This window comes from Rheinheimera hassiensis (assembly GCF_022436675.1).
In the GTDB taxonomy this organism is placed as follows: Bacteria; Pseudomonadota; Gammaproteobacteria; order Enterobacterales; family Alteromonadaceae; genus Alishewanella; species Alishewanella hassiensis.
In genome coordinates this window covers 177,546-196,521 of the sequence record NZ_JAKUJZ010000006.1, presented here as the reverse complement: position 1 = coordinate 196,521, position 18,976 = coordinate 177,546, and the positions used below count along the sequence as shown (strand labels likewise).

Below are 18,976 nucleotides of genomic sequence, written 5' to 3'. Positions count from 1 at the left end.
CATAAGCCGGGTTCATTTAATACAGCAAAGTATTATTTGGCAAAGTTTTCGCTGGCAAATTTCCAGTTAACCAGTGCCCAGAATGCATCCAGGTAAGTTGGACGGGCATTACGGTAGTCGATGTAGTAGGCGTGTTCCCATAAATCTACAGTCATTACCGGCGTTACGCTGGTATCTGTTAATGGCGTAGCGGCGTTGCTGGTGTTAACGATATCCAGGCTGCCGTCAGCTTTTTTCACTAACCAGGTCCAGCTTGAACCAAAGTTGTTCACGGCTTTGTCGTTAAAGGCGGTTTTAAATGCAGCAAAAGAGCCCCATTTGGCATTAATAGCGTCGGCTAACGCACCTGTTGGCTCGCCACCACCGTTTGGTGATAAACAGTGCCAGTAGAAAGTGTGGTTCCATACCTGAGCGGCGTTGTTGAAAATGCCACCTTCAGAGGTACGAACGATATCTTCCAGAGATTTACCGGCAAAAGGCGTGCCTTCAATCAAACCATTCAGTTTTACCACGTAAGTATTGTGGTGTTTGCCGTAGTGGTATTCCAGAGTTTCTGCGGAAATGTGTGGCGCTAAAGCGTCTTTTGCATAAGGTAATGCTGGTAATTCAAAGGCCATTGTCGTTCTCCGTTGGCGTTGTTTATGATGTCTGCATGGCGTAGACTACAAAACCTGACTAAAATACTCAAGTTTTACAGTATTGATTATTGGCTGATCCAGTGTAGTCGGCTGTGATAATCAGCGCTTAAGGTTGTAGCAACAGAGGTGGGGATTTTTTCTCAGATCTCAAGTGCCAGTTACGACAGAACAGCGTAAAATGTCTGCCAGTCTGAAAATGCTTATGGTGTGAGGTGTTAATGGAAACGTTAGATAAAATTAAGCAGCAAATTGCTGAGAATCCGATCCTGTTATTTATGAAAGGCTCGCCTAAATTCCCAAGTTGTGGTTTTTCGGCTCAAGCTTCCCAGGCGCTGATTGCCTGTGGCGAGCAGTTTGCTTTTGTAGACATTCTGCAGAACCCGGATATTCGTGCTGAATTACCCAAATATGCCAACTGGCCTACTTTTCCGCAGTTGTGGGTAGACGGTGAACTGGTTGGTGGTTGTGATATCGTGCTGGAAATGTTTCAGCGTGGTGAACTGCAGCCGCTGATCAAAGAAACTGCTGCTAAATACAAAACTGACACTCCGGCAGAGTAACCGCTTTGTTGTAGTTAGTATAAAGGCCGCTAAAGCGGCCTTTATACTTTGTGGCGGGTAATGCTAAGGTGTCACACCGGTTCAGTGGCGTCTTCGCTGGCTGCTTCTGCAGCCTGTGCCAGCGGCCAGCCCCCCAGTTGTTTCCAGCTATTCACAATATAACAAAACAGCTCAGCAGTGCGTTCAGTGTCGTACAAGGCGCTGTGCGCCTCTTTATTATCAAATTCAATACCTGCAGCCTGACAGGCTTTAGCAAGCACGGTTTGCCCCAGCGCTAATGCTGACAAACTGGTGGTGTCGAACGATACAAAGGCATGAAAGGGCGAGCGTTTAAAGTTAAGCCGTTCCACTGCGGCGTTAAAAAAGCCCTGATCAAAAGCGGCATTGTGCGCCACGATAACGCTGCGCTGACAGTCGGCGTCTTTTTGTGCTTTGCGCACCGCTTTACATATTTCCGTAATGGCTTCGCGCTCTGGCACTGCACCACGTAGCGGGTTAAATGGATCGATACCGTTAAATGCCAGTGAGCTGGCATCCAGATTCGCGCCCTCGAAAGGCTCAACATGAAAGTGCAGTGTTTGCAGCGGCACTAAATTGCCGTCGTCGTCCATATCCAGCAAGGTGGCTGCTATTTCCAGTAAAGCATCTGTTTTTGCATTAAAGCCAGCGGTTTCGACGTCGATAACTACAGGGTAGTACCCGCGAAAGCGCTGTGCCAGCTGTGATCTTGGTTGTGTCATAACATCGCCAGTTTGCCAATCAGCGGCTATTATGCCAAAGAATTGCTCCAGCGTCTTGTTGCGGCATAGTGTTTGCTTAACATAAAACAGAATTGCCATAAATTGCTTACCGACAGTGGTGGAAAGCCAGAAAATGCGAACTTTATTAATGATCAGCAGCCTGTTGTGCAGTGTCAGTGTGTTGGCACAGCCGCAGTTGCGTCAATATTCTGCCAGTATTGAGCAATCAGTCTGGCAATTAAGTAAAAACACCCCGTTGGAGTGTCAGCTGCAGCATGAAATTCCGCAGTTTGGCCAGGCGGTATTTCGCAGTGTGGCCAGTAAAGGGCTGAACTTAGATTTTGAATTACAAATGCTACGGCTGCCCGATAACTATGGCTTAGCGGAAGTGCTGTCAGTGCCGCCAGCGTGGCGTCCGGGCACCCCTGCTAAAGCGGTGGCCAGCATGAAGTTATTAAAGCAATATAATGGCGATTTGCCGAAAAAAACCGCCTGGACCTTGCTAACTGAGCTGGAGCAGGGCTTTAGCCCGACATTTTACTTCAGCGACTGGTACAGCCCTTACGACAAAGTGGTGGCGGCGATGAACCCGGTACAGTTTCCGGCAAATTATCATCAGTTTAATCAGTGTGTGTCGCGGTTGTTGCCGTATGGCTTTGATGATATTGCCTTTACTGTACTGAGCTATGAAAGCGGTGGTGACCAGTTAACCCGTGAGTCTGAGCGCAGGCTGGCGCAGATAGCTGAATACCTGAAATATGATCAGGATATCGACTATGTTGAAATTCAGGGCTACACCGACAGTTATGGCGGGCGCTGGATGAACGAGCAGTTATCGGTAAAGCGGGCGGAGAAAGTAAAAAGCTTTTTTGTTGCTGCCGGGCTAAGTGAGGATAAAGTTCAGGTAGAAGGTTTTGGTGAACGACGCCACGTAGCGCCAAACGATACTGCCTTGGAGCGAAAACAAAACCGCAGGGTAGTGTTGCAGTTAACCAAGCCTTAACCAAGAGGCCTTAACCGGCTTAGTTTTGTACCATTACGTCAACCTGACGCCAGTTGTCACGGCTTGAGATCAGAATACGTACCTGGTTACCATTGAGGGTAAAATATAAATGTTCGCGGCCATACCGGGTTTGGCTTGAAGTGGGCTGCCCCAGTTGCCGGACATAAAAATCGCGCAGTGTGGTTTCGCTTTGCTGGCTAAAGTAACTTAGCACCGCTGGCAATTTATTATCAAGCCGGGCAAATTCACGGGCATCTTCGGGCAGCGGGATTTGGTAAAAATCTTTAGCGGCAACACTTTGCCCGTAACTTAATAACGCCAGACATAATAAAACGGCTAGACGCATGCTTTGTCCTTACTTTTATTTATGATTCTGCGCTACCTTAGCAAACTTTTATTGCCTTTGCCCAGCAACTTGAAAACGGCTAGCTGCCAGCCGTTTACACAGCTGTTGCGTTAACGGCTGCGGTTCTGCACAAATCTGGCAGGCCAATAGTTCGGCCAGCAATGGCGACAGCATAATGCCTCTAGCGCCCATGGCTCCTATCAGGTACAGGTTTTGCTGATTAGCCTGCGGGCCAACCAAGGGTAAGTGATCTGGCAAAGTGGCCCGAAAAGCCGCTGTTGCGTCTGTTACTTTGGCTTCAGCAAACCAGTCTGGTCGCTGCAGTTGCTGGCGAACCAATTCTACGTTTTCGCTGTTATCCTGCGCGCTGATAAAGGCTTCTGTTGCGTTACGGTCAAAAGTAGCGCCAACGCTGTGCAGGTTTTGCCATTGTGGCGTGATATAGCCTTTGTGGCACAGTACCGTTTTAAGTGGCGCCATAGCGCTGGCTTGCACATAACTGACCTGGCCGCGGATTTTATTCAGTGGCAGCTGTGCCGTTGGAGCAAATTCTGCCAATTTGCTGCCACAGGCCAGCACTAAAATTGCGGCCTGACATTCTCCGGTTGCGGTATCTAAGTGCCATCCGTTATTGTTTTGCCTTATTGCCCGTACTTTACAATCCGGGCTAAAGCGGAATAACTTTTGCTGCTGTAAATATTGCAGTGCCTGCAGGCAGAACTGTTGCGGGCTTAACCAGCCAGCCAGTGGTATATAAATGCCGCCGTGGGGCAGTTCAAGCCCGGCAATGGCAGAGGCTTCGCTGGCATTTACGGCCTGCACCAGCTCAGTTGGCCACAGCGCTTTATCCATCAGCTTTTGCTGGCGCTGTTGTAGCAGCGTATTGCTGGCCAGATGCAGTAAGCCACACCAGTCCATTGCAAAATCTAACCCTTGTTGTTGCCAGTGCTGATAAAAGCGCCGGGCAAACAAAAAGGCCTGAGCGTGCAACTGGCTGTCATCGGTGAGGTTGGCATGCAGGTTGGGGTATACCGCGCCCTGGCGGTTTTGTGATGCCTGGCGTGCCACCCTGTCATCTTCGCAAATGAGGTGCACGGTAATACCGCGCTGAGTCAGTGCCAAAGCTGTGCAAAGCGATGCTATACCCCCGCCTATAATGGTGACTTCATCATTTAACGGGGCAGGTGTTGCTAACTGGGGGGCGGTATCCGTTGCCATTATGGCTGTCAGCATTTCACGCTTGCGGCCAAAGCCTTTAATTTTACTCACCGTAAAACCAGCCTGCTGCAAACCACGCTTTACCAGACCCGCAGAGGTAAAGGTAGATACTGTGCTGCCACTACCACTTAGCCGGGCCAGGCCGGTAAACAGCTGATCCTGCCACATATCCGGGTTTTTTCTGGGGGCAAAACCATCAAGGTAAATGGCATCTGCAGGGGCATTAAGCTCTGGCAGCAGGTTATTTACGTCACCAAACCACAAATCCAGTATTACGCTACCGTTATCAAAGCTAAGCCGGTGACAACCGCCAACACACAACGGGTAAGCTTGCAGCAATTGCTGGCACTGCTGTTGAAGATCAGTATGTACCGCCAGAGCCTGAGTAAGATCAGCATGGCTTAACGGGAATTTTTCAAAACTACTGAAATACAGGCGCTGGCAGGCTGCGGTTGGAAACTGCTGGCGGTATTGACGAAAGCGTAACCAGCTCAGCAGAAAGTTAGCGCCGGTGCCAAACCCGGTTTCAATAATATGAAAAGCGAGTGCTGGATGCGTTGGCCAGCGCTGGGGTAAACCATTTTGCTGCAAAAATACATAATCGGTTTCGGCCATGCCACCGTCATTGGAAAAATAGACGTCATCAAAATCTGACGCCACGGGCGTACCTTGTTCATTAAAATGTATTTTGGCATGCGTAAGCTGAGACATAAGTAAGGCAGGTCCACCACAATATTCGGCTTGTAGTTTACCCTAAGCTATCGCAAAATTGAAAACAGAGTACAAGTGTGCGCTGAAAGCTGACCACTTTGCAGAACAAAGTCCGTACAATAGCGAACAGTATTATTTTAACCTTGCCGGCAACTGGCTGGTCGATGGAGAAAGCATGAAAAGAGCGGTAATAACAGGTATTGGTATTGTGTCCAGTATTGGTAATAACAAAGACGAAGTATTGGCCTCGTTACAGGCCGGGCGTTCAGGCATTACCCGATCAGAAGAATTTGCTGAGCTGGGCCTGCGTTCCCAGGTATGGGGTAATATCAAACTGGAACCCAGCGAGCTGATTGACCGTAAAGCCATGCGTTTTATGGGTGATGCTGCAGCCTATGCTTATATTTCCATGCAAGAAGCCATTGCAGATGCCGGTTTTACCGAAGAGCAAATTTCCAGCCCGCGTATTGGTTTAGTTGCAGGCTCAGGTGGTGCGTCATCTAAAGTGCAGGTAGAAGCTGCTGATATTTTGCGTGAAAAAGGTGTAAAGCGGGTTGGCCCTTATGCGGTGCCAAAAACCATGTCCAGTACCTGTTCAGCCTGTTTAGCCACGCCGTTTAAAATTAAAGGCGTGAACTACTCTATCAGTTCTGCCTGTGCCACCAGTGCGCACTGTATCGGCCATGCAGTAGAGCTGATCCAACTGGGTAAGCAGGACGTGGTATTTGCCGGTGGTGGTGAAGAAGTGCACTGGACGCTGGCAATGGAGTTTGATGCGATGGGCGCATTATCTACCAAATACAACGAATCTCCTGAACTGGCATCACGTACTTATGATGCTAACCGTGATGGTTTTGTCATCAGTGGCGGCGGCGGTATGGTTGTGGTTGAGGAGCTGGAGCATGCCCTAGCCCGTGGCGCCACTATTTATGCTGAAGTAACCGGTTATGGTGCAACGTCTGATGGCTATGACATGGTAGCGCCAAGTGGTGAAGGCGCTGTGCGTTGTATGCAAATGGCAATGCAAAATGTTACTGCCCAGATAGATTACGTTAATACTCATGGTACCAGTACACCGGTAGGTGATGTAAAAGAGCTGGGCGCTATTCAGGAAGTGTTTGCCGGTAAATCACCGGCTATCAGTGCGACCAAGGCAATGACGGGCCATGCGCTGGGTGCTGCAGGCGTGCATGAGGCAATATATTCACTGCTGATGATGAAGCACAGCTTTATCGCGCCTTCAATTAATATCGGCGAGCTGGACGAAGCTGCACAGGGGCTGAATATTGTTACTAAGGCTACCCCTGCTGAGCTTAATACCGTGATGTCGAACAGCTTTGGTTTTGGTGGCACTAACGCCACGTTAGTTATGCAAAAGTATCGTGGTTAATAGCCACGGCGGGCACTACAGATAGCAGAACGGGCGCTTAAGGCGCCCGTTTTTTATGTCTTGCTGTTTTATGCTTCCGTATCATCCAGATCCCAGTCATCCAGCAACTGGCGTAAGCGTTTTTGTTCCAGCAGATCATCTATGCGCCGCCGCGCTTCCAGTTTCTGCTTTGCTTTGTTGTCCTTTGGAGATAAATCTTTGACGATCTCAACGTCATCCGTTAAGTCATCCAGTTCAAAATCGTTGCTTTCTACCTGTGACATAAGCGCACCTCAGATTTTTTTTTGCCTATTTACCGAGATTTACCGGTTTAAAACAGTGAATTATTTTTTCTAAGACGATAAAAAATTTTCAAATAACGGTTTCAGCTTCACTCAGCAGTGGCCTGAATACCTGCTTACGTGGTGATAATTGGGTTTTGCTATTTACCATATGCTCAATAAAATCAATAACTTTCTCTTGCAGGCGCACGCTATTTAACCGGTTAATCCGTGCTATGCCGCCAGGGCTCATTACGTTTACTTCAATCAATTTTCCGTTAATGACATCGATGCCGGCAAAAAATAAACCGTCGCGGGCAAGGCGCGGGCCTATATGCGTACACAAGCGTTTTTCCTGTTCGGTCAGTTGGTGTTTAACTACGCTGCCGCCGGCATGTACGTTAGAGCGCACATCATCTGCCGGCGGAATACGGCGCATGGCACCGATAGGTTTACCGTTTAGCATTAGAATACGGATATCACCCAGCTCAGCGCCTTCAACATATTCCTGCAAAATAACGTAGTTGCCGCGCTCGGTATCGCCGATATAAAAATCCAGCAGAGAGCGGGCGCTTTGTGCGGCAGATTTCTCCAGCAGAATGACACCTTTGCCACCATAGCCGTTCAAAGGTTTTAAAATCATCTTATCGTTGGGCGATTCTGCCAGTACCCGTGCCAGATAGTCCTTGTTTTTTGATACATGAGTCACCGGAATAAACTCGTTATCCGGGTCGTGCAAGGACGCGGTGTACATCTTATTATTGGCAATCCGTACACCATCTAAGTCATTCATAATAAAGGTATCTTCGCGCACTGAATCAAGAAAATTAAGCGCTATCGGGTCCAGCGGCGGGTTTAACCGGATAAAAATGGCATCAAAGGCCGCCAGCGGCAGCTTTTGCTGGTTAAACTGCGCATTGCGATAAAAACTGGCAATATTACTGGATACTTTCTGGCCTTTAACAAACACTTTGCAAAACGCCTGGGCGATGCTATCCCGCACAGTTAAGTTAGTGGCATGGGTAATGGCTACCGTATGGCCGCGGCTTACCGCTTCGTGGATCATCCGAATGGTACTGTCGCCGTCTGGATAAACTTTGTCCCACGGGTACATTAAAAAACAAATGCGCATAGCGATCCTTGAATAAGCAGTTCTGGCTTAGCATACGAGAGCCGCCAAAAAATGGAAGCGGATGATAGCGGATAGGTAAAAAAACACACGTGAATTTTGCATTAAGTATGTTTGCTACTGCATCTGAATTGCGCAGTGTGTCGTAACGATAACTGAGAGTTAACTTAACAGGATTGCAAATGGAACAATCACAACAACAATTGCTGCAATGGCTGTACGCTGCGGCTCAGGGAAATAAACCGGCATTTGAACAGTTATATCAGGCCACATCAGGTAAGTTATTTTCTGTCAGCTTGCATTTGCTCAGGCGCAGAGACTGGGCTGAGGATGTGTTGCAGGATGCGTATGTACGCATCTGGCACAACGCGGCCGATTACCATGCCGAAAAAGGCAGCGTAATGAGCTGGATGATCAGCATTACCCGCTACCGCGCACTGGACTTGCTAAAATCACGCCGGGTTAAGGCAGAACATCTTGATATCTCAGAGCCGGACAACGACCAAAGCTTAGATGAGGTGCAGCCGGGGGAGGCAATAGGCTTGGTTCGTGAAAAGGTGAAACTGGATGATTGCATGCAGGGCTTGAGTGACGAGCACCGTCAGTCAATCCAGTTGGCCTATTTTAACGGACTGAGCCATCAGGAAATTACTGAACATACCGGCTCTGCACTGGGTACTGTGAAAAGCTGGATCCGCCGTGGTTTAACCCAATTGAAAAGGTGTCTTGAAGCATGAAGTATCAGCAACAGGAGTTATTGGACGCGCTGGCGGTCGATTTTATTCTCGGTGCTATGAAAGGCGCAGCCCGTAAACGATTTCAGCGGCTGATGATGCAGCAGCCAAGTGCGCGCCAGACGGTGTGGCGCTGGGAGCAACATCTAAACCCGCTGGCCGAAAGTTTACCGGCAACGGCGCCCGATGAAGCGGTATGGCAGCGTATTCGGCAACGTTTAGGCTGGACGGCTGCCACAGCGCCGGTAGCACCTGCCAGAACCGGTAAATACTGGCTGGCGCTGGCTACTGCGGCTTCATTATTGCTGGCCGTCATTATGTTGCGGCCCTTGTTGCTAAGCCCTGTTTCGCAGGACATAGCCGTCATTCAAACCAGTGACGCTAAAGCCTGGTGGCTGGTAAGCAAAGCGGAAAACACCTTAAGGGTTAAATCTACCGCGGCGGTAACAGATGATGCGCAGCATGATTATGAGCTATGGATGTTACCTGCTAATGGTCAGGCGCCAATTTCGTTAGGGTTATTGCCGCAACAGGGCGAACGCACTTTGGGCTGGCCGGTTGAAGCTGAAGGTATTCAGATAGCCGCTTTAGCGGTAAGCCTGGAACCGATTGGCGGCTCCATTACCGGTGCGCCAAGCGGCCCGGTATTATTTACTGCAGAGATTGTTACGCTGTAAGGCGCTGAACAAACCCAACCCCGTTTAAAACCGCTGCGGCGGTTTTTTTATTTTTTTGCATTTCACTGCATCCAATCATCTGAGTCAGTCGTTTCTTGGTCGCAACTTAAATCAATGGGACTAAAAACATGAAACGCACAGCCACTTTTTTTGCTGTAACCGCAGCGCTTACCACGCTTAGCCTGCTAAGCAGTGTACAGGCCTCCAGCCACCGTGAAGCACCAAATATTACCCGAATGCCAACAGTAGATGCGTCTGACTTTTATCTGTTTAACAGCTATGAACCCGGCCGCGAAGCCTACGTTACGCTGATAGCAAATTATATTCCGCTGCAAGATGCCTATGGTGGGCCCAACTATTTCGCCATGGACCCAGCAGCAGTGTACAGCATTCACATTGATAACGACGGTGATGCGCAGCCTGATCTGAGCTTCAACTTTCGCTTCAATAACACCCTGACCAATGAGGGCGCTGGGGTTAAATTACCGATAGGCCCCGAGGGCAATCAGAAAATGGTGGCGGTACCACTGAAAAATGTCGGTGGTGTAGCCGCGGGCAATACAGCAGCGTTAAATTTTTTTGAAGATTACACCCTAGAGGTCGCTGCGGCAGGTAGCAGCAATATGCTGATGCCCTCAGATGGCGCTATGACCTTTACTAAACCGTATGACTTTATCGGCACCAAAACCTTTAGCAGTGCTGCTGCTTACCAGGCCTATGCCGATCAATACGTGTATCAGGTCGCTTTGCCCGGGTGCGATGCCATGGCACGGGTTTTTGTCGGCCAGCGTAAAGATGCCTTTGTGGTAAATCTGGGTAAGACCTTTGATTTGGTCAATTATGTTCCGGTTGAGGGCGACAGTGCACCAGGCGCCGGAGATGGTGCTGGTTTCCCCGGCGGCATTACACAAAGCAGCGCCAATGACGATCTGGCTGATAAAAACGTGACTTCGCTGGCAATAGAAGTACCAAAAACCTGTGTTACCGGCAGCGGCAATGGTGTTATCGGTGCCTGGACCACGGCAAGTTTGCCACAAGCGCGTATTTTAAACCCCAATGCTAACTTTGCCCGGCCAGAGGTTAATGGTGGTGCTTTAGTGCAGGTATCGCGTTTAAGTAACCCGCTGGTTAATGAGTTAGTGATAGGTTTGGCAGATAAGGATAAGTTTAACAGCAGCAAACCTGCTGATGACGGCCAGTTTGCCGATTACGTTACCCATCCAAGCTTACCGGCGTTGTTAAACATTTTGTTCCGTGATGCGGTTAACACTACATTAGGCACCAATATCGCCGATTTAGCGCCGTCTAATTTTCCACGTTTAGATCTGGTTAACGCGTTTTTGACCGGTGTAGCCGGTGTTAACCAACTATCTACGGTTACCCCGTCTGAAATGCTGCGGTTAAATACCGCCATTGCGGCAACACCAGCTGAGATGCAATCTGCGTTTGGTGTAGCAGGTGATGACTTAGCCGGTTTCCCCAATGGCCGCCGCCCGGGTGATGATGTAGTCGATATCGCTTTGCGTGTGGTAATGGGGGCCTTATGTCATGATATTCCGGTAAACGGCACACCCACCAATCTGGGCTACTGTGCGCCGGAAGATGCACCGGTCGGTAATGTGCCATTCACAGATGGCGCACCGTTAAGCGCTGCCATGCTCGATACCTCTTTCCCATACCTGCTTACCCCATTACCGGGCTCAGCTAACTAAGGAGCGGCATATGAAAACGTTAGCGATCCTATTTGCGGTTGCCGGTATAGCAGTGCTCAGTGGCTGTAATGGCAGTAACAATGACAAACCCAATGTTGCCCCCAAATTTGGTGCCAACAGCTTTATGACTGAAACCGGTGTTGTGGTGATGGACAGGCTAAGTGCCACAGATAAAAACGGTGACAGCTTGTTGTTCACGGTTACGGTCCCGCCGCAAAGCGGCAACCTGACACTGGCTACAGATGGCAACTTTACCTACACACCCGCAACGGAGTTTACGGGCAGCGACAGCTTTATGGTCGCAGTATCCGACGGTGAGTTAACAACCACTGGCGAAGTGACAATTGATGTCGCGGTGGCGGTAGTGTCGTTTTTAACCTATAGCCGGACAGCGTTTAATCAGGACGAACAAGCGCCAGCTTTGCCATTAAACGGCCGGGACTTTACCCAGGATGCGACAAGCGAAGCCGACTACGCTGATTTACTCAGCAGTCAGTAGCAACCTACAGCGGGGCCATATAGTGGCTCCGCTCTTTATTTGGGGTGCTTTATGTTTAAGAAATTAAGTATTATTTTTGCGCTGTGCTGGTCTGTCGCCGGTGCAACCGAATTTAAACCCGACGCCTCACAGCAACTGGCGTTAGACAGCGTGCTGTCACTTACCCCCGACATGCAACAACTGCAGCAAGCTTTGCAGCGTAAGCCGGATGACAAGCAGCGCTTGCAGCTGGCACAGCTTTATTTATCCGGTGCGCGTCGCCCGGGCTTTGATGACTGGTTTCATCAGGCCGAGCAGCTATTAAACCAGGTTAGTGATGACAGTCGCCAAAGCTTGTCGTATTTGCTGCTGCAGGCTGATATTCAGCAGCAACAACATCAGTTTACCGCGGCGCTGCAAACCTTAAGCCGGGTACTGGCGCAGCAACCGCAACATATTCAGGCCAGTTTAACGACGGCCAGGGTGCATCTGGCATTGCATCAACCGGACAGCGCACAGCAAGCTTGCGGCCGTTTATGGCAACAGGATTTGTTTTTATTCAGCGTGTGCAGCTATGAAGTAGCCGGCCGGCGCGGTAACTGGCAGCAAAGTTACGCTGCACTGCAGCAATTGTGGCAGCGCCAGCAAAGCTTACCGGCAGAGCTGGATATCTGGTTACGCGGCATTTTGGCCGAACAGGCCGAGCAGCTTGGCCTGATAGCGACAGCAAAACAATGGTTAACACCGGTGCTGGCTCAGGCTCCTACCAGTTTATGGTTAAAATGGGCCGATTTAAGCCTGGCACTGGGGCAGGGCGAGCAGGTGTATCAACAACTTAACGCTCTGGCGTCGGATAATGCCCTGGCAGACAGCCTGCTGCTGCGTTTAGCCCGGGCCGAGCGCCAACTGGCAAAAGCGCCGGTGTTTACAGAACAACTGCATCAGCGCATGCAACTGCGTTTGTTGCGCGGTGATACTGAACATGCCGCAGATTTAGTCCACTATTTTTTGCATGTTTCACCGGATGCCGCTTCGGCGCTGCACTGGGCAGAGCTTAACTATCAAACAGCAAAAGAGCCGGATGATGAATATCTATTGCAGCTAAGCCGGCACAACGTCGAGCAGCAATCAGGAGTAAGTGAATGAGGGCTCTGTCACAGATGTTGGTGATCTTTACGCTGTGTTTTGCGGCTACCGCGCAAGCACATAAATTCAGTACCGCTTATATGGACGTTACTGAGCAGCAGGGGCAACCTGTTTTACTCTGGAAAGTGGCATTACACGATTTAGCACAAGCCGGCCTTATTCAGGCCAAAGACAGCCATCAGGTAAGTTGGCAGCAGGTGTTAGACAGTGAACCACAGTTACAAGATTATATCCGCCTGCGTTTGCGTTTTAGCAGTGTCGCGGGGGCTTGCGATATTAATACTGTAGCTACTGATTGGTTGGCGCAGCGTATGCAACAGGATATGTTTTTGCTGTTGCCGCTACAGGTACGTTGCAGCAGCCCTGAGCGCTGGCAGCTAAGTTACACCGCGCTGTTTGACAGCCAGCATAGCCATAAGTTGTTGTTATCCTGGCAACTACCACCTAATAAGGCTAACGCTGTATTATCGCCGACAAGCCCGCTTTACCCGGCACTTTTATCGCATTAAGGAATACACATGGCTGTTTATCGTTATCTTGCTGCTTGTACAGCAATATTACTTGCTCCGGCACAGGTTGTCGCTGACCCCTTATCAGCGCATATACTGGAGCAAATTAGTGTAAAAGGCCGGCAAACCGACTTGCTGGGTTTGGCCAGTTCGGCCTCAGAGGGCGTAGTGGGCAATGCCGAAATTGCCGACCGGCCCTTACTGCGCGGTGGCGAGATCCTGGAGTTTATTCCCGGCATGGTGGTTACCCAGCACAGCGGCAGCGGCAAGGCTAATCAGTATTTTCTGCGTGGTTTTAACCTTGATCACGGCACTGATTTTGCCAGCTACGTGGATGGTATGCCGGTAAATATGCGCAGCCACGGTCATGGCCAGGGCTACACCGATTTAAGTTTTTTAATACCTGAGCTGGTATCACAAATTGACTATCAAAAAGGTGCTTATCATGCCAACAGTGGTGATTTTTCTGCCGCCGGTGTGGCTCGTTTTGGTATGCAAAACCGCACCCGCAACGAGGCAGAATTAACCTTTGGTATGGATAACTACCAACGCCTGCTGGTAAAGGGCAATGTAAAGCAGGGCAAGGCCGATGTACTGCTGGCCGGTGAGTTGCAGCAATACGATGGCCCCTGGACCGATATAGCTGAAGATGTGGATAAATTAAACCTGCTGGCGCGTTACAGCAAACCGCTGGGCAGTGGCCAGTTTGCCTTAACGTTTATGGCATACGACAACAGCTGGAATGCAGCTGATCAGATCCCACAACGAGCAGTCAGCCAGGGGTTGATTGACGCCTTCGGCTCGCTTGATACCAGTGTTGGTGGCAAAAGCAGCCGCAACAGCGTTTCTGCCAGCTGGTACAGCGACGCCTGGCAATGGAATGCTTATGCCATTCAAACCGAGCTGGATTTATGGTCCAATTTTACCTACTTCTTAAACGACCCGCTAAACGGTGATCAATTTGAACAGGTCGATGAGCGCTGGATCTATGGAGGCGAGCTTAGCCGGCACTGGCACAATCAGCTGGGTGAGTTTGCCGTTGAGCATGTGGTGGGCGTGCAATTACGCTATGACGACATTGGCGAAGTGGGCCTGTATAACACCCGCCAGCGCCAGCGTTTAAGCACGGTGCGCCAGGACGCCGTGCAACAGGGCTCTGCGGCGCTGTTTAGCCAAAGTACCATGCAGCTTAACAGCGATTGGAACGCTCATCTTGGCCTGCGTTACGATTATTTCAGCGTCGATGTTAACAGCGATCTGGCGGCAAACAGTGGCGAGGCAACCGAAGGTATTGCCTCATTAAAAGCCGGCCTGAGCTATCAGTTTGCGGCTAACTGGCAGGCGTATTTTAATGCTGGCCAGGGTTTTCATTCTAATGATGCCCGTGGGGCCACTACCGTTATTGATCCGCAAAGCGGTGATAGCGTAGCACCGGTTGATCTGCTGGTACGCAGCAATGGCGCCGAGCTTGGGCTGCGGTTTTTTGACTACACAGCGTTTAATATCTCGGCTGCGCTTTGGTATCTGAATATGGACTCTGAATTGTTGTATGTTGGTGATGCCGGTACCAATGAGCCAAGCCGTGCATCCAAACGCTATGGCGTTGAAGTTGCAGCTTATTATTGGTTTAACAGCAACTGGAGCCTTGATGCCGAACTGGCATTAACCCGCTCGCGTTTTACCCAGGCGGCAGCCGACGAGGGTAACTACATTGATGGTGCCTTGCCGCTGGTACTAAGCATGGGGCTCATCTACAAAGCCGATAACCCGTGGCAGCTGAGTTTGCGTTTACGCCATTTTGGTAAACGTACGTTAGATAGCTTCAACCAGCAGCGCTCAGCGGCAACCACCACAGTAAATGCCGGTTACCGCTATGAATGGCAGCGCTGGCAGTTGACGCTGGAATTACTGAATATCTTTGACAGTAACAACAGCGACATTGACTATTTTTATGCCTCGCGTTTACCCGGTGAGCCGGCAGAAGGTATAGAAGACAGGCATACGCACCCGCTGGAACCACGCACAGCCAGATTTAAACTGGCCTACCGGTTTTAGCGGCTAGCGCTGGCGCACAGATCGGCTTAGGCTTATGCTACGTATTAGCCGACTGCAACATCTGCAGCCCTACAGGAGAAAAACATGAAAACCTTATTAAGCGCGGCCACTCTGGTAGCCGGTTTACTGGCTATGCCGGCAATGGCTAACCAGTGTGGTGAAATTCTTGGCCATTCTATGCAGCAGTTAAACACGCGTGAAAGCGTAGATTTATGTGACAGCTACAAAGGTAAAACCCTGCTGGTGGTTAACACAGCAAGTAAATGTGGTTTTACCAAGCAGTTCGAAGGCCTGGAGGCTTTACACCAAAAGTATCAGGACAAAGGTTTAGTGATACTGGGGTTTCCGTCAGACAGTTTTATGCAGGAATATGACGATGCCGAAAAAACGGCAGAGGTGTGTTACTTAACTTACGGCGTTAAATTTCCGATGTTTGCCAGCTCTAAGGTAAAAGGCGACGACGCTAACCCGGTATTTAAAGCGCTGATTGCCAGAACCGGTGAGTCACCAAGCTGGAATTTTAATAAGTATCTGGTAAGCAGTGATGAGCAAACAGTAAAACATTTTGGTAGCCGCACTGCGCCAGACGATAAAACCTTTATTGCCGAGCTGGAAAAAATGCTGGCTGCAAACGCTAGCGCAGAACCTGCGGCAAAATCCGGCGAGTAATCACTTCGCTGGACTAGTCAACTGCGGCTGGAACCTCGATTTGGTCATCACAGAGTGTCTGAGCGAGCGCGCAAGCGAGTTGCTGTGATGAGCCAAAGCGAGTGTTGCAGCGCAAGCAGTTGACGATTTGATTAAGTTTTAGCGCTCAACTCAAACGCAGTATCAACAGTAGTGGGTTTTGCCTCTGCCGCACTACGCGCCAACACATCACAACGCTCGTTCTCCGGGTGGCCGGCATGGCCTTTTACCCAGTGCCAGTTAACTTTGTGCGCTGAGGCGGCAGTATCCAGCCTTTGCCATAAATCCTGATTTTTCACCGGCTGCTTCTGGCTGGTTTTCCAGTTATTACGTTTCCAGCCGGCCAGCCATTGTGTAATGCCTAAACGCACATATTGGCTGTCGGTGGTTAAATCTACGTCACAACTGTCTTTTAAACTCTCTAAGGCAATAATAGCTGCCAGCAGCTCCATCCGGTTATTGGTGGTAAGTTTGTAGCCGCCGCTTAACTCTTTGCGATGCTGTTTGTAAATCAGCACAGCGCCGTAGCCACCCGGGCCGGGGTTACCCAGGCAGGAGCCATCGGTATAGATCGCAACTGTTTTGCGCATAAAGCCTTTCCTCAAACCAAAACGGCGTATAATCTAACCCAAATGCTGTAAAAAACGAAACTACCATGGCTAAAAGACAAATTATTCTCGACACCGAAACCACAGGCCTTAACCCCAGAGATGGCCACCGTATTATTGAAATAGGTTGCGTAGAGCTGATTAACCGGCGTTTTACCGGCAATAATTTTCACGTTTACATTAACCCCGATAGAATTATTGACGCTGAAGCGGTTGCCGTACACGGTATTACTAACGAGCGCTTAAAACATGAGCCCAAATTTCGTGATATCGCCAAAAGCTTTTATGACTATATCCACGGCGCTGAACTGGTGATCCATAACGCCGCGTTTGACGTTGGCTTTATTAATCACGAATTTTCTATGCTGCATCCGCAACTGCCACCGGTTGGTGACTATTGCGCCATTCTGGATACCTTGCTTCTGGCGCGGGAAATGCACCCTGGCCAGAAAAACAACCTGGATGCACTGTGCCGCCGCTACGATATTAATAATAGCCACCGCACCTTACATGGCGCTTTACTGGATGCCGAAATTTTAGCCGATGTTTATCTGCTGATGACCGGCGGCCAGGTAAGTTTAAACCTGGCAAATGAGCAAGACGGCACTGACGGCAACGGTGGCCCGGTGGCAATACAACGCAGTGGCGGGTTAAAGGTGCTGCAGGCAACGGCAGAAGAACTGGCTGCGCATGAAAACCGGCTGGATCTGGTACAGAAAAAAGGAGGCAGCTGCCTGTGGCGAAACTGATAACCGTTTTAGGTTTATGGCTTTGCAGCTTACCACTTTGCGCCATGCAGGACGCGCCGCCTGATGCTGCAGCTCCGGCAACAGAAGCCACAGAGGTTGTTGATGAGAAAACCCTGCACGAAAGTGGTTTTACTTTATTAAGTGATTTGCCGACCAAAAACCAGATTTCGCTGTTTGATAACCGCTTTCGTATTGATGATAAAGTAGAAGAAATTACCCTGCTGCTGTTCCGCCGTCGTGGCTCGGCGTCTGTGGTGCTGGTAAAGCCCGATGGCAGCAAAATTCATTTTAACACCGCTGAAGCCCAGCAGATCCGTTGGCACGACGCCAGCAGTTACGATTTAATTCAGATTAAAAACCCGATGCCGGGGCCCTGGCAGGCGATTGGCCGCCTGCTGCCGGAAAGCCGTATTATGTTGCTAAGCGACATTCAACTAAACGTAGAGCCGTTACCTGCCAACCTGATGGTAGGTGAAACCGTTAAGATCACCGCACGTTTAACCAATGGCGATCAGCCTATTACAGCCAAAGACTTTAACGAAGTACTGGCGCTGGAAGTGATCTTTGTCAGCACCAATAATGCTGACTATGACAACTTTGGCCGTGGTGTGGTGCAGGTAGCGCAATTTCGTGATGACGGTAAAGGCTATGACGAGCGCTCCCGTGACGGCGTGTTTACCGGCGAGTTTCAGTTAAAGTTTGTCGCCGGTGAGTGGACACCGAAATATATCGTGCGCACACCTTTATACACCCGTGAAGTAGAGCAGGCACCGGTAGTATTAAAGCCCGCGCCAATAGTCGCAGATATTACCGCCGCGGCCGCGCTGGCTGAAGATAAACCACAGGAGCAGGCAATACCGCATCAGGTATTGTTTCGTGTAACAGATGACAGCGTTAATGCCGCCTCAGTATTGCTGCAGGGCAGGGTACGTTACCCCAGCGGCGAGATAGAGCCTTTTGCACTGAATGAGCCTGGCACCTCACCACGCGAGCTTAAACTGCATAACCGTGGCCATGGCAGCTATATTCTGGAAGTGGCCGCTTTTGGTGAGATGAAAGATGGCCGCGAATTTATGCTTAATCTGCCTGAAGTCAGTTTTGTGGTTAACCGGCCGGTACAAGAAGCGCCGGTACTGGACGACTTACCACAAAAAATTAAAGATGAAATTGCCGCCGAGCAAGCCGAACCTGTACCAGAGTTTCCCTGGGGGTTAGTCATTGGCGCCAACTTATTTATCCTGTTTGGCGGTGGTTTTGCTATCTGGTTTGTTATGACAGACAGGAAATTAGCCGATTTGCAGTTCTGGCGTAAAAAAGACGCCAAGGTGCAGCCTGTTGCGGCAACAGCGGAAAAAAATAAGCCTGCAGCAGATAAAAACAGCACTAATGCACAAAAAAACAACGATATGGATGACATTCTGGATCTGACCTTACCGGATGATTAAGGATTAGGCAAAAGCGGCAAAAAAGGTGTTGACGGCCTTTCGGCTAATCCGTATCATTCCCGCCGCACTGCAGGATACCCAAACGAAATTCTGCAGCGCAATTGGTGCGGAGCGGTAGTTCAGTCGGTTAGAATACCGGCCTGTCACGCCGGGGGTCGCGGGTTCGAGTCCCGTCCGCTCC

The 18,976-nt window shown here is 49.9% G+C and carries 20 protein-coding genes and 1 tRNA gene; 14 read left to right on the top strand and 7 right to left on the bottom strand.

The features are described 5' to 3' along the window. Positions 1-32: 32 nt before the first annotated feature. Positions 33-617 (bottom strand): superoxide dismutase [Fe], encoded by a 585-nt coding sequence (gene sodB / locus MJX74_RS14365; protein ID WP_068232260.1) that lies wholly within the window; start codon positions 615-617, stop codon positions 33-35. A gap of 239 nt (positions 618-856) precedes the next feature. On the opposite strand from sodB, the gene MJX74_RS14360 reads away from it, so the two are divergent. Then, positions 857-1,198, top strand: coding sequence for a Grx4 family monothiol glutaredoxin (locus MJX74_RS14360; protein WP_240223504.1), 342 nt, complete (start codon positions 857-859; stop codon positions 1,196-1,198). Positions 1,199-1,269: 71 nt separating this feature from the next. Here MJX74_RS14360 and rnt read toward each other — a convergent pair whose 3' ends face one another. Then, on the bottom strand, positions 1,270-1,938 hold the full coding sequence (gene rnt, locus MJX74_RS14355; protein ID WP_240223782.1) for a ribonuclease T: 669 nt from the start codon (positions 1,936-1,938) through the stop codon (positions 1,270-1,272). A gap of 133 nt (positions 1,939-2,071) precedes the next feature. Between rnt and MJX74_RS14350 the strand changes: the two genes are divergently transcribed. Beyond that, positions 2,072-2,941, top strand: coding sequence for a flagellar protein MotY (locus tag MJX74_RS14350; protein ID WP_240223502.1), 870 nt, complete (start codon positions 2,072-2,074; stop codon positions 2,939-2,941). Between the two features lie 19 nt (positions 2,942-2,960). Here MJX74_RS14350 and MJX74_RS14345 read toward each other — a convergent pair whose 3' ends face one another. Together MJX74_RS14345 and mnmC are read right to left on the bottom strand one after the other, a co-directional pair. Then, positions 2,961-3,287: a hypothetical protein gene (locus tag MJX74_RS14345; RefSeq protein WP_240223499.1), complete on the bottom strand. Its 327-nt coding sequence runs from the start codon at positions 3,285-3,287 to the stop codon at positions 2,961-2,963. Between the two features lie 48 nt (positions 3,288-3,335). Continuing rightward, positions 3,336-5,216: a bifunctional tRNA (5-methylaminomethyl-2-thiouridine)(34)-methyltransferase MnmC2/FAD-dependent 5-carboxymethylaminomethyl-2-thiouridine(34) oxidoreductase MnmC1 gene (mnmC, locus tag MJX74_RS14340; RefSeq protein WP_240223497.1), complete on the bottom strand. Its 1,881-nt coding sequence runs from the start codon at positions 5,214-5,216 to the stop codon at positions 3,336-3,338. A 175-nt stretch (positions 5,217-5,391) separates the two neighbouring features. On the opposite strand from mnmC, the gene fabB reads away from it, so the two are divergent. Continuing rightward, positions 5,392-6,606, top strand: coding sequence for a beta-ketoacyl-ACP synthase I (gene fabB, locus MJX74_RS14335; RefSeq protein ID WP_240223495.1), 1,215 nt, complete (start codon positions 5,392-5,394; stop codon positions 6,604-6,606). A gap of 68 nt (positions 6,607-6,674) precedes the next feature. Here the strand turns inward: fabB and MJX74_RS14330 are convergent, their stop codons facing one another. Next, positions 6,675-6,869, bottom strand: a complete 195-nt coding sequence (locus tag MJX74_RS14330) for a PA3496 family putative envelope integrity protein (RefSeq protein ID WP_068232247.1) — start codon at positions 6,867-6,869, stop codon at positions 6,675-6,677. Between the two features lie 88 nt (positions 6,870-6,957). Beyond that, on the bottom strand, positions 6,958-7,998 hold the full coding sequence (locus tag MJX74_RS14325) for a glutathione synthetase (RefSeq protein WP_240223494.1): 1,041 nt from the start codon (positions 7,996-7,998) through the stop codon (positions 6,958-6,960). A gap of 179 nt (positions 7,999-8,177) precedes the next feature. Between MJX74_RS14325 and MJX74_RS14320 the strand changes: the two genes are divergently transcribed. From MJX74_RS14320 to MJX74_RS14285, 8 genes are all read left to right on the top strand, one after another. Next, positions 8,178-8,732: a sigma-70 family RNA polymerase sigma factor gene (locus MJX74_RS14320; RefSeq protein WP_240223492.1), complete on the top strand. Its 555-nt coding sequence runs from the start codon at positions 8,178-8,180 to the stop codon at positions 8,730-8,732. Next, positions 8,729-9,406 (top strand): anti-sigma factor, encoded by a 678-nt coding sequence (locus tag MJX74_RS14315; RefSeq protein WP_240223490.1) that lies wholly within the window; start codon positions 8,729-8,731, stop codon positions 9,404-9,406. Before MJX74_RS14320 ends, MJX74_RS14315 begins: the two co-directional genes overlap by 4 nt. 128 nt (positions 9,407-9,534) lie before the next feature. Then, positions 9,535-11,118, top strand: coding sequence for a DUF4331 domain-containing protein (locus MJX74_RS14310; RefSeq protein WP_240223489.1), 1,584 nt, complete (start codon positions 9,535-9,537; stop codon positions 11,116-11,118). 10 nt (positions 11,119-11,128) lie between these two features. Next, the gene (locus MJX74_RS14305) at positions 11,129-11,617 is read left to right on the top strand and encodes an Ig-like domain-containing protein (RefSeq protein WP_240223488.1); all 489 of its coding nucleotides are present in this window, start codon (positions 11,129-11,131) and stop codon (positions 11,615-11,617) included. A 51-nt stretch (positions 11,618-11,668) separates the two neighbouring features. Continuing rightward, positions 11,669-12,742: a tetratricopeptide repeat protein gene (locus MJX74_RS14300; protein ID WP_240223487.1), complete on the top strand. Its 1,074-nt coding sequence runs from the start codon at positions 11,669-11,671 to the stop codon at positions 12,740-12,742. Next, positions 12,739-13,251, top strand: coding sequence for a hypothetical protein (locus MJX74_RS14295; protein ID WP_240223486.1), 513 nt, complete (start codon positions 12,739-12,741; stop codon positions 13,249-13,251). The genes MJX74_RS14300 and MJX74_RS14295 overlap by 4 nt, the downstream gene beginning before the upstream one ends. Positions 13,252-13,260: 9 nt before the next feature. Further along, complete coding sequence (locus MJX74_RS14290) at positions 13,261-15,306, top strand: TonB-dependent receptor (protein ID WP_240223485.1); 2,046 nt, start codon at positions 13,261-13,263, stop codon at positions 15,304-15,306. 84 nt (positions 15,307-15,390) lie between these two features. Beyond that, positions 15,391-15,975 carry a glutathione peroxidase gene (locus tag MJX74_RS14285; RefSeq protein ID WP_240223484.1) on the top strand — a complete coding sequence of 195 codons (585 nt, stop codon included), beginning with the start codon at positions 15,391-15,393 and terminating at the stop codon, positions 15,973-15,975. Between the two features lie 131 nt (positions 15,976-16,106). Here MJX74_RS14285 and rnhA read toward each other — a convergent pair whose 3' ends face one another. Then, positions 16,107-16,583 (bottom strand): ribonuclease HI, encoded by a 477-nt coding sequence (gene rnhA / locus MJX74_RS14280; protein WP_240223483.1) that lies wholly within the window; start codon positions 16,581-16,583, stop codon positions 16,107-16,109. 65 nt (positions 16,584-16,648) lie between these two features. Between rnhA and dnaQ the strand changes: the two genes are divergently transcribed. The 3 genes from dnaQ to MJX74_RS14265 all read left to right on the top strand — a co-directional run bounded on the left by dnaQ (position 16,649) and on the right by MJX74_RS14265 (position 18,976). Further along, a complete protein-coding gene (dnaQ, locus tag MJX74_RS14275; RefSeq protein WP_240223482.1) occupies positions 16,649-17,350 on the top strand; it encodes a DNA polymerase III subunit epsilon in 702 nt (233 codons plus the stop codon). Next, complete coding sequence (locus tag MJX74_RS14270) at positions 17,338-18,795, top strand: TIGR03503 family protein (RefSeq protein ID WP_240223481.1); 1,458 nt, start codon at positions 17,338-17,340, stop codon at positions 18,793-18,795. The genes dnaQ and MJX74_RS14270 overlap by 13 nt, the downstream gene beginning before the upstream one ends. A 108-nt stretch (positions 18,796-18,903) precedes the next feature. Further along, a tRNA-Asp gene (locus MJX74_RS14265) sits at positions 18,904-18,976 on the top strand.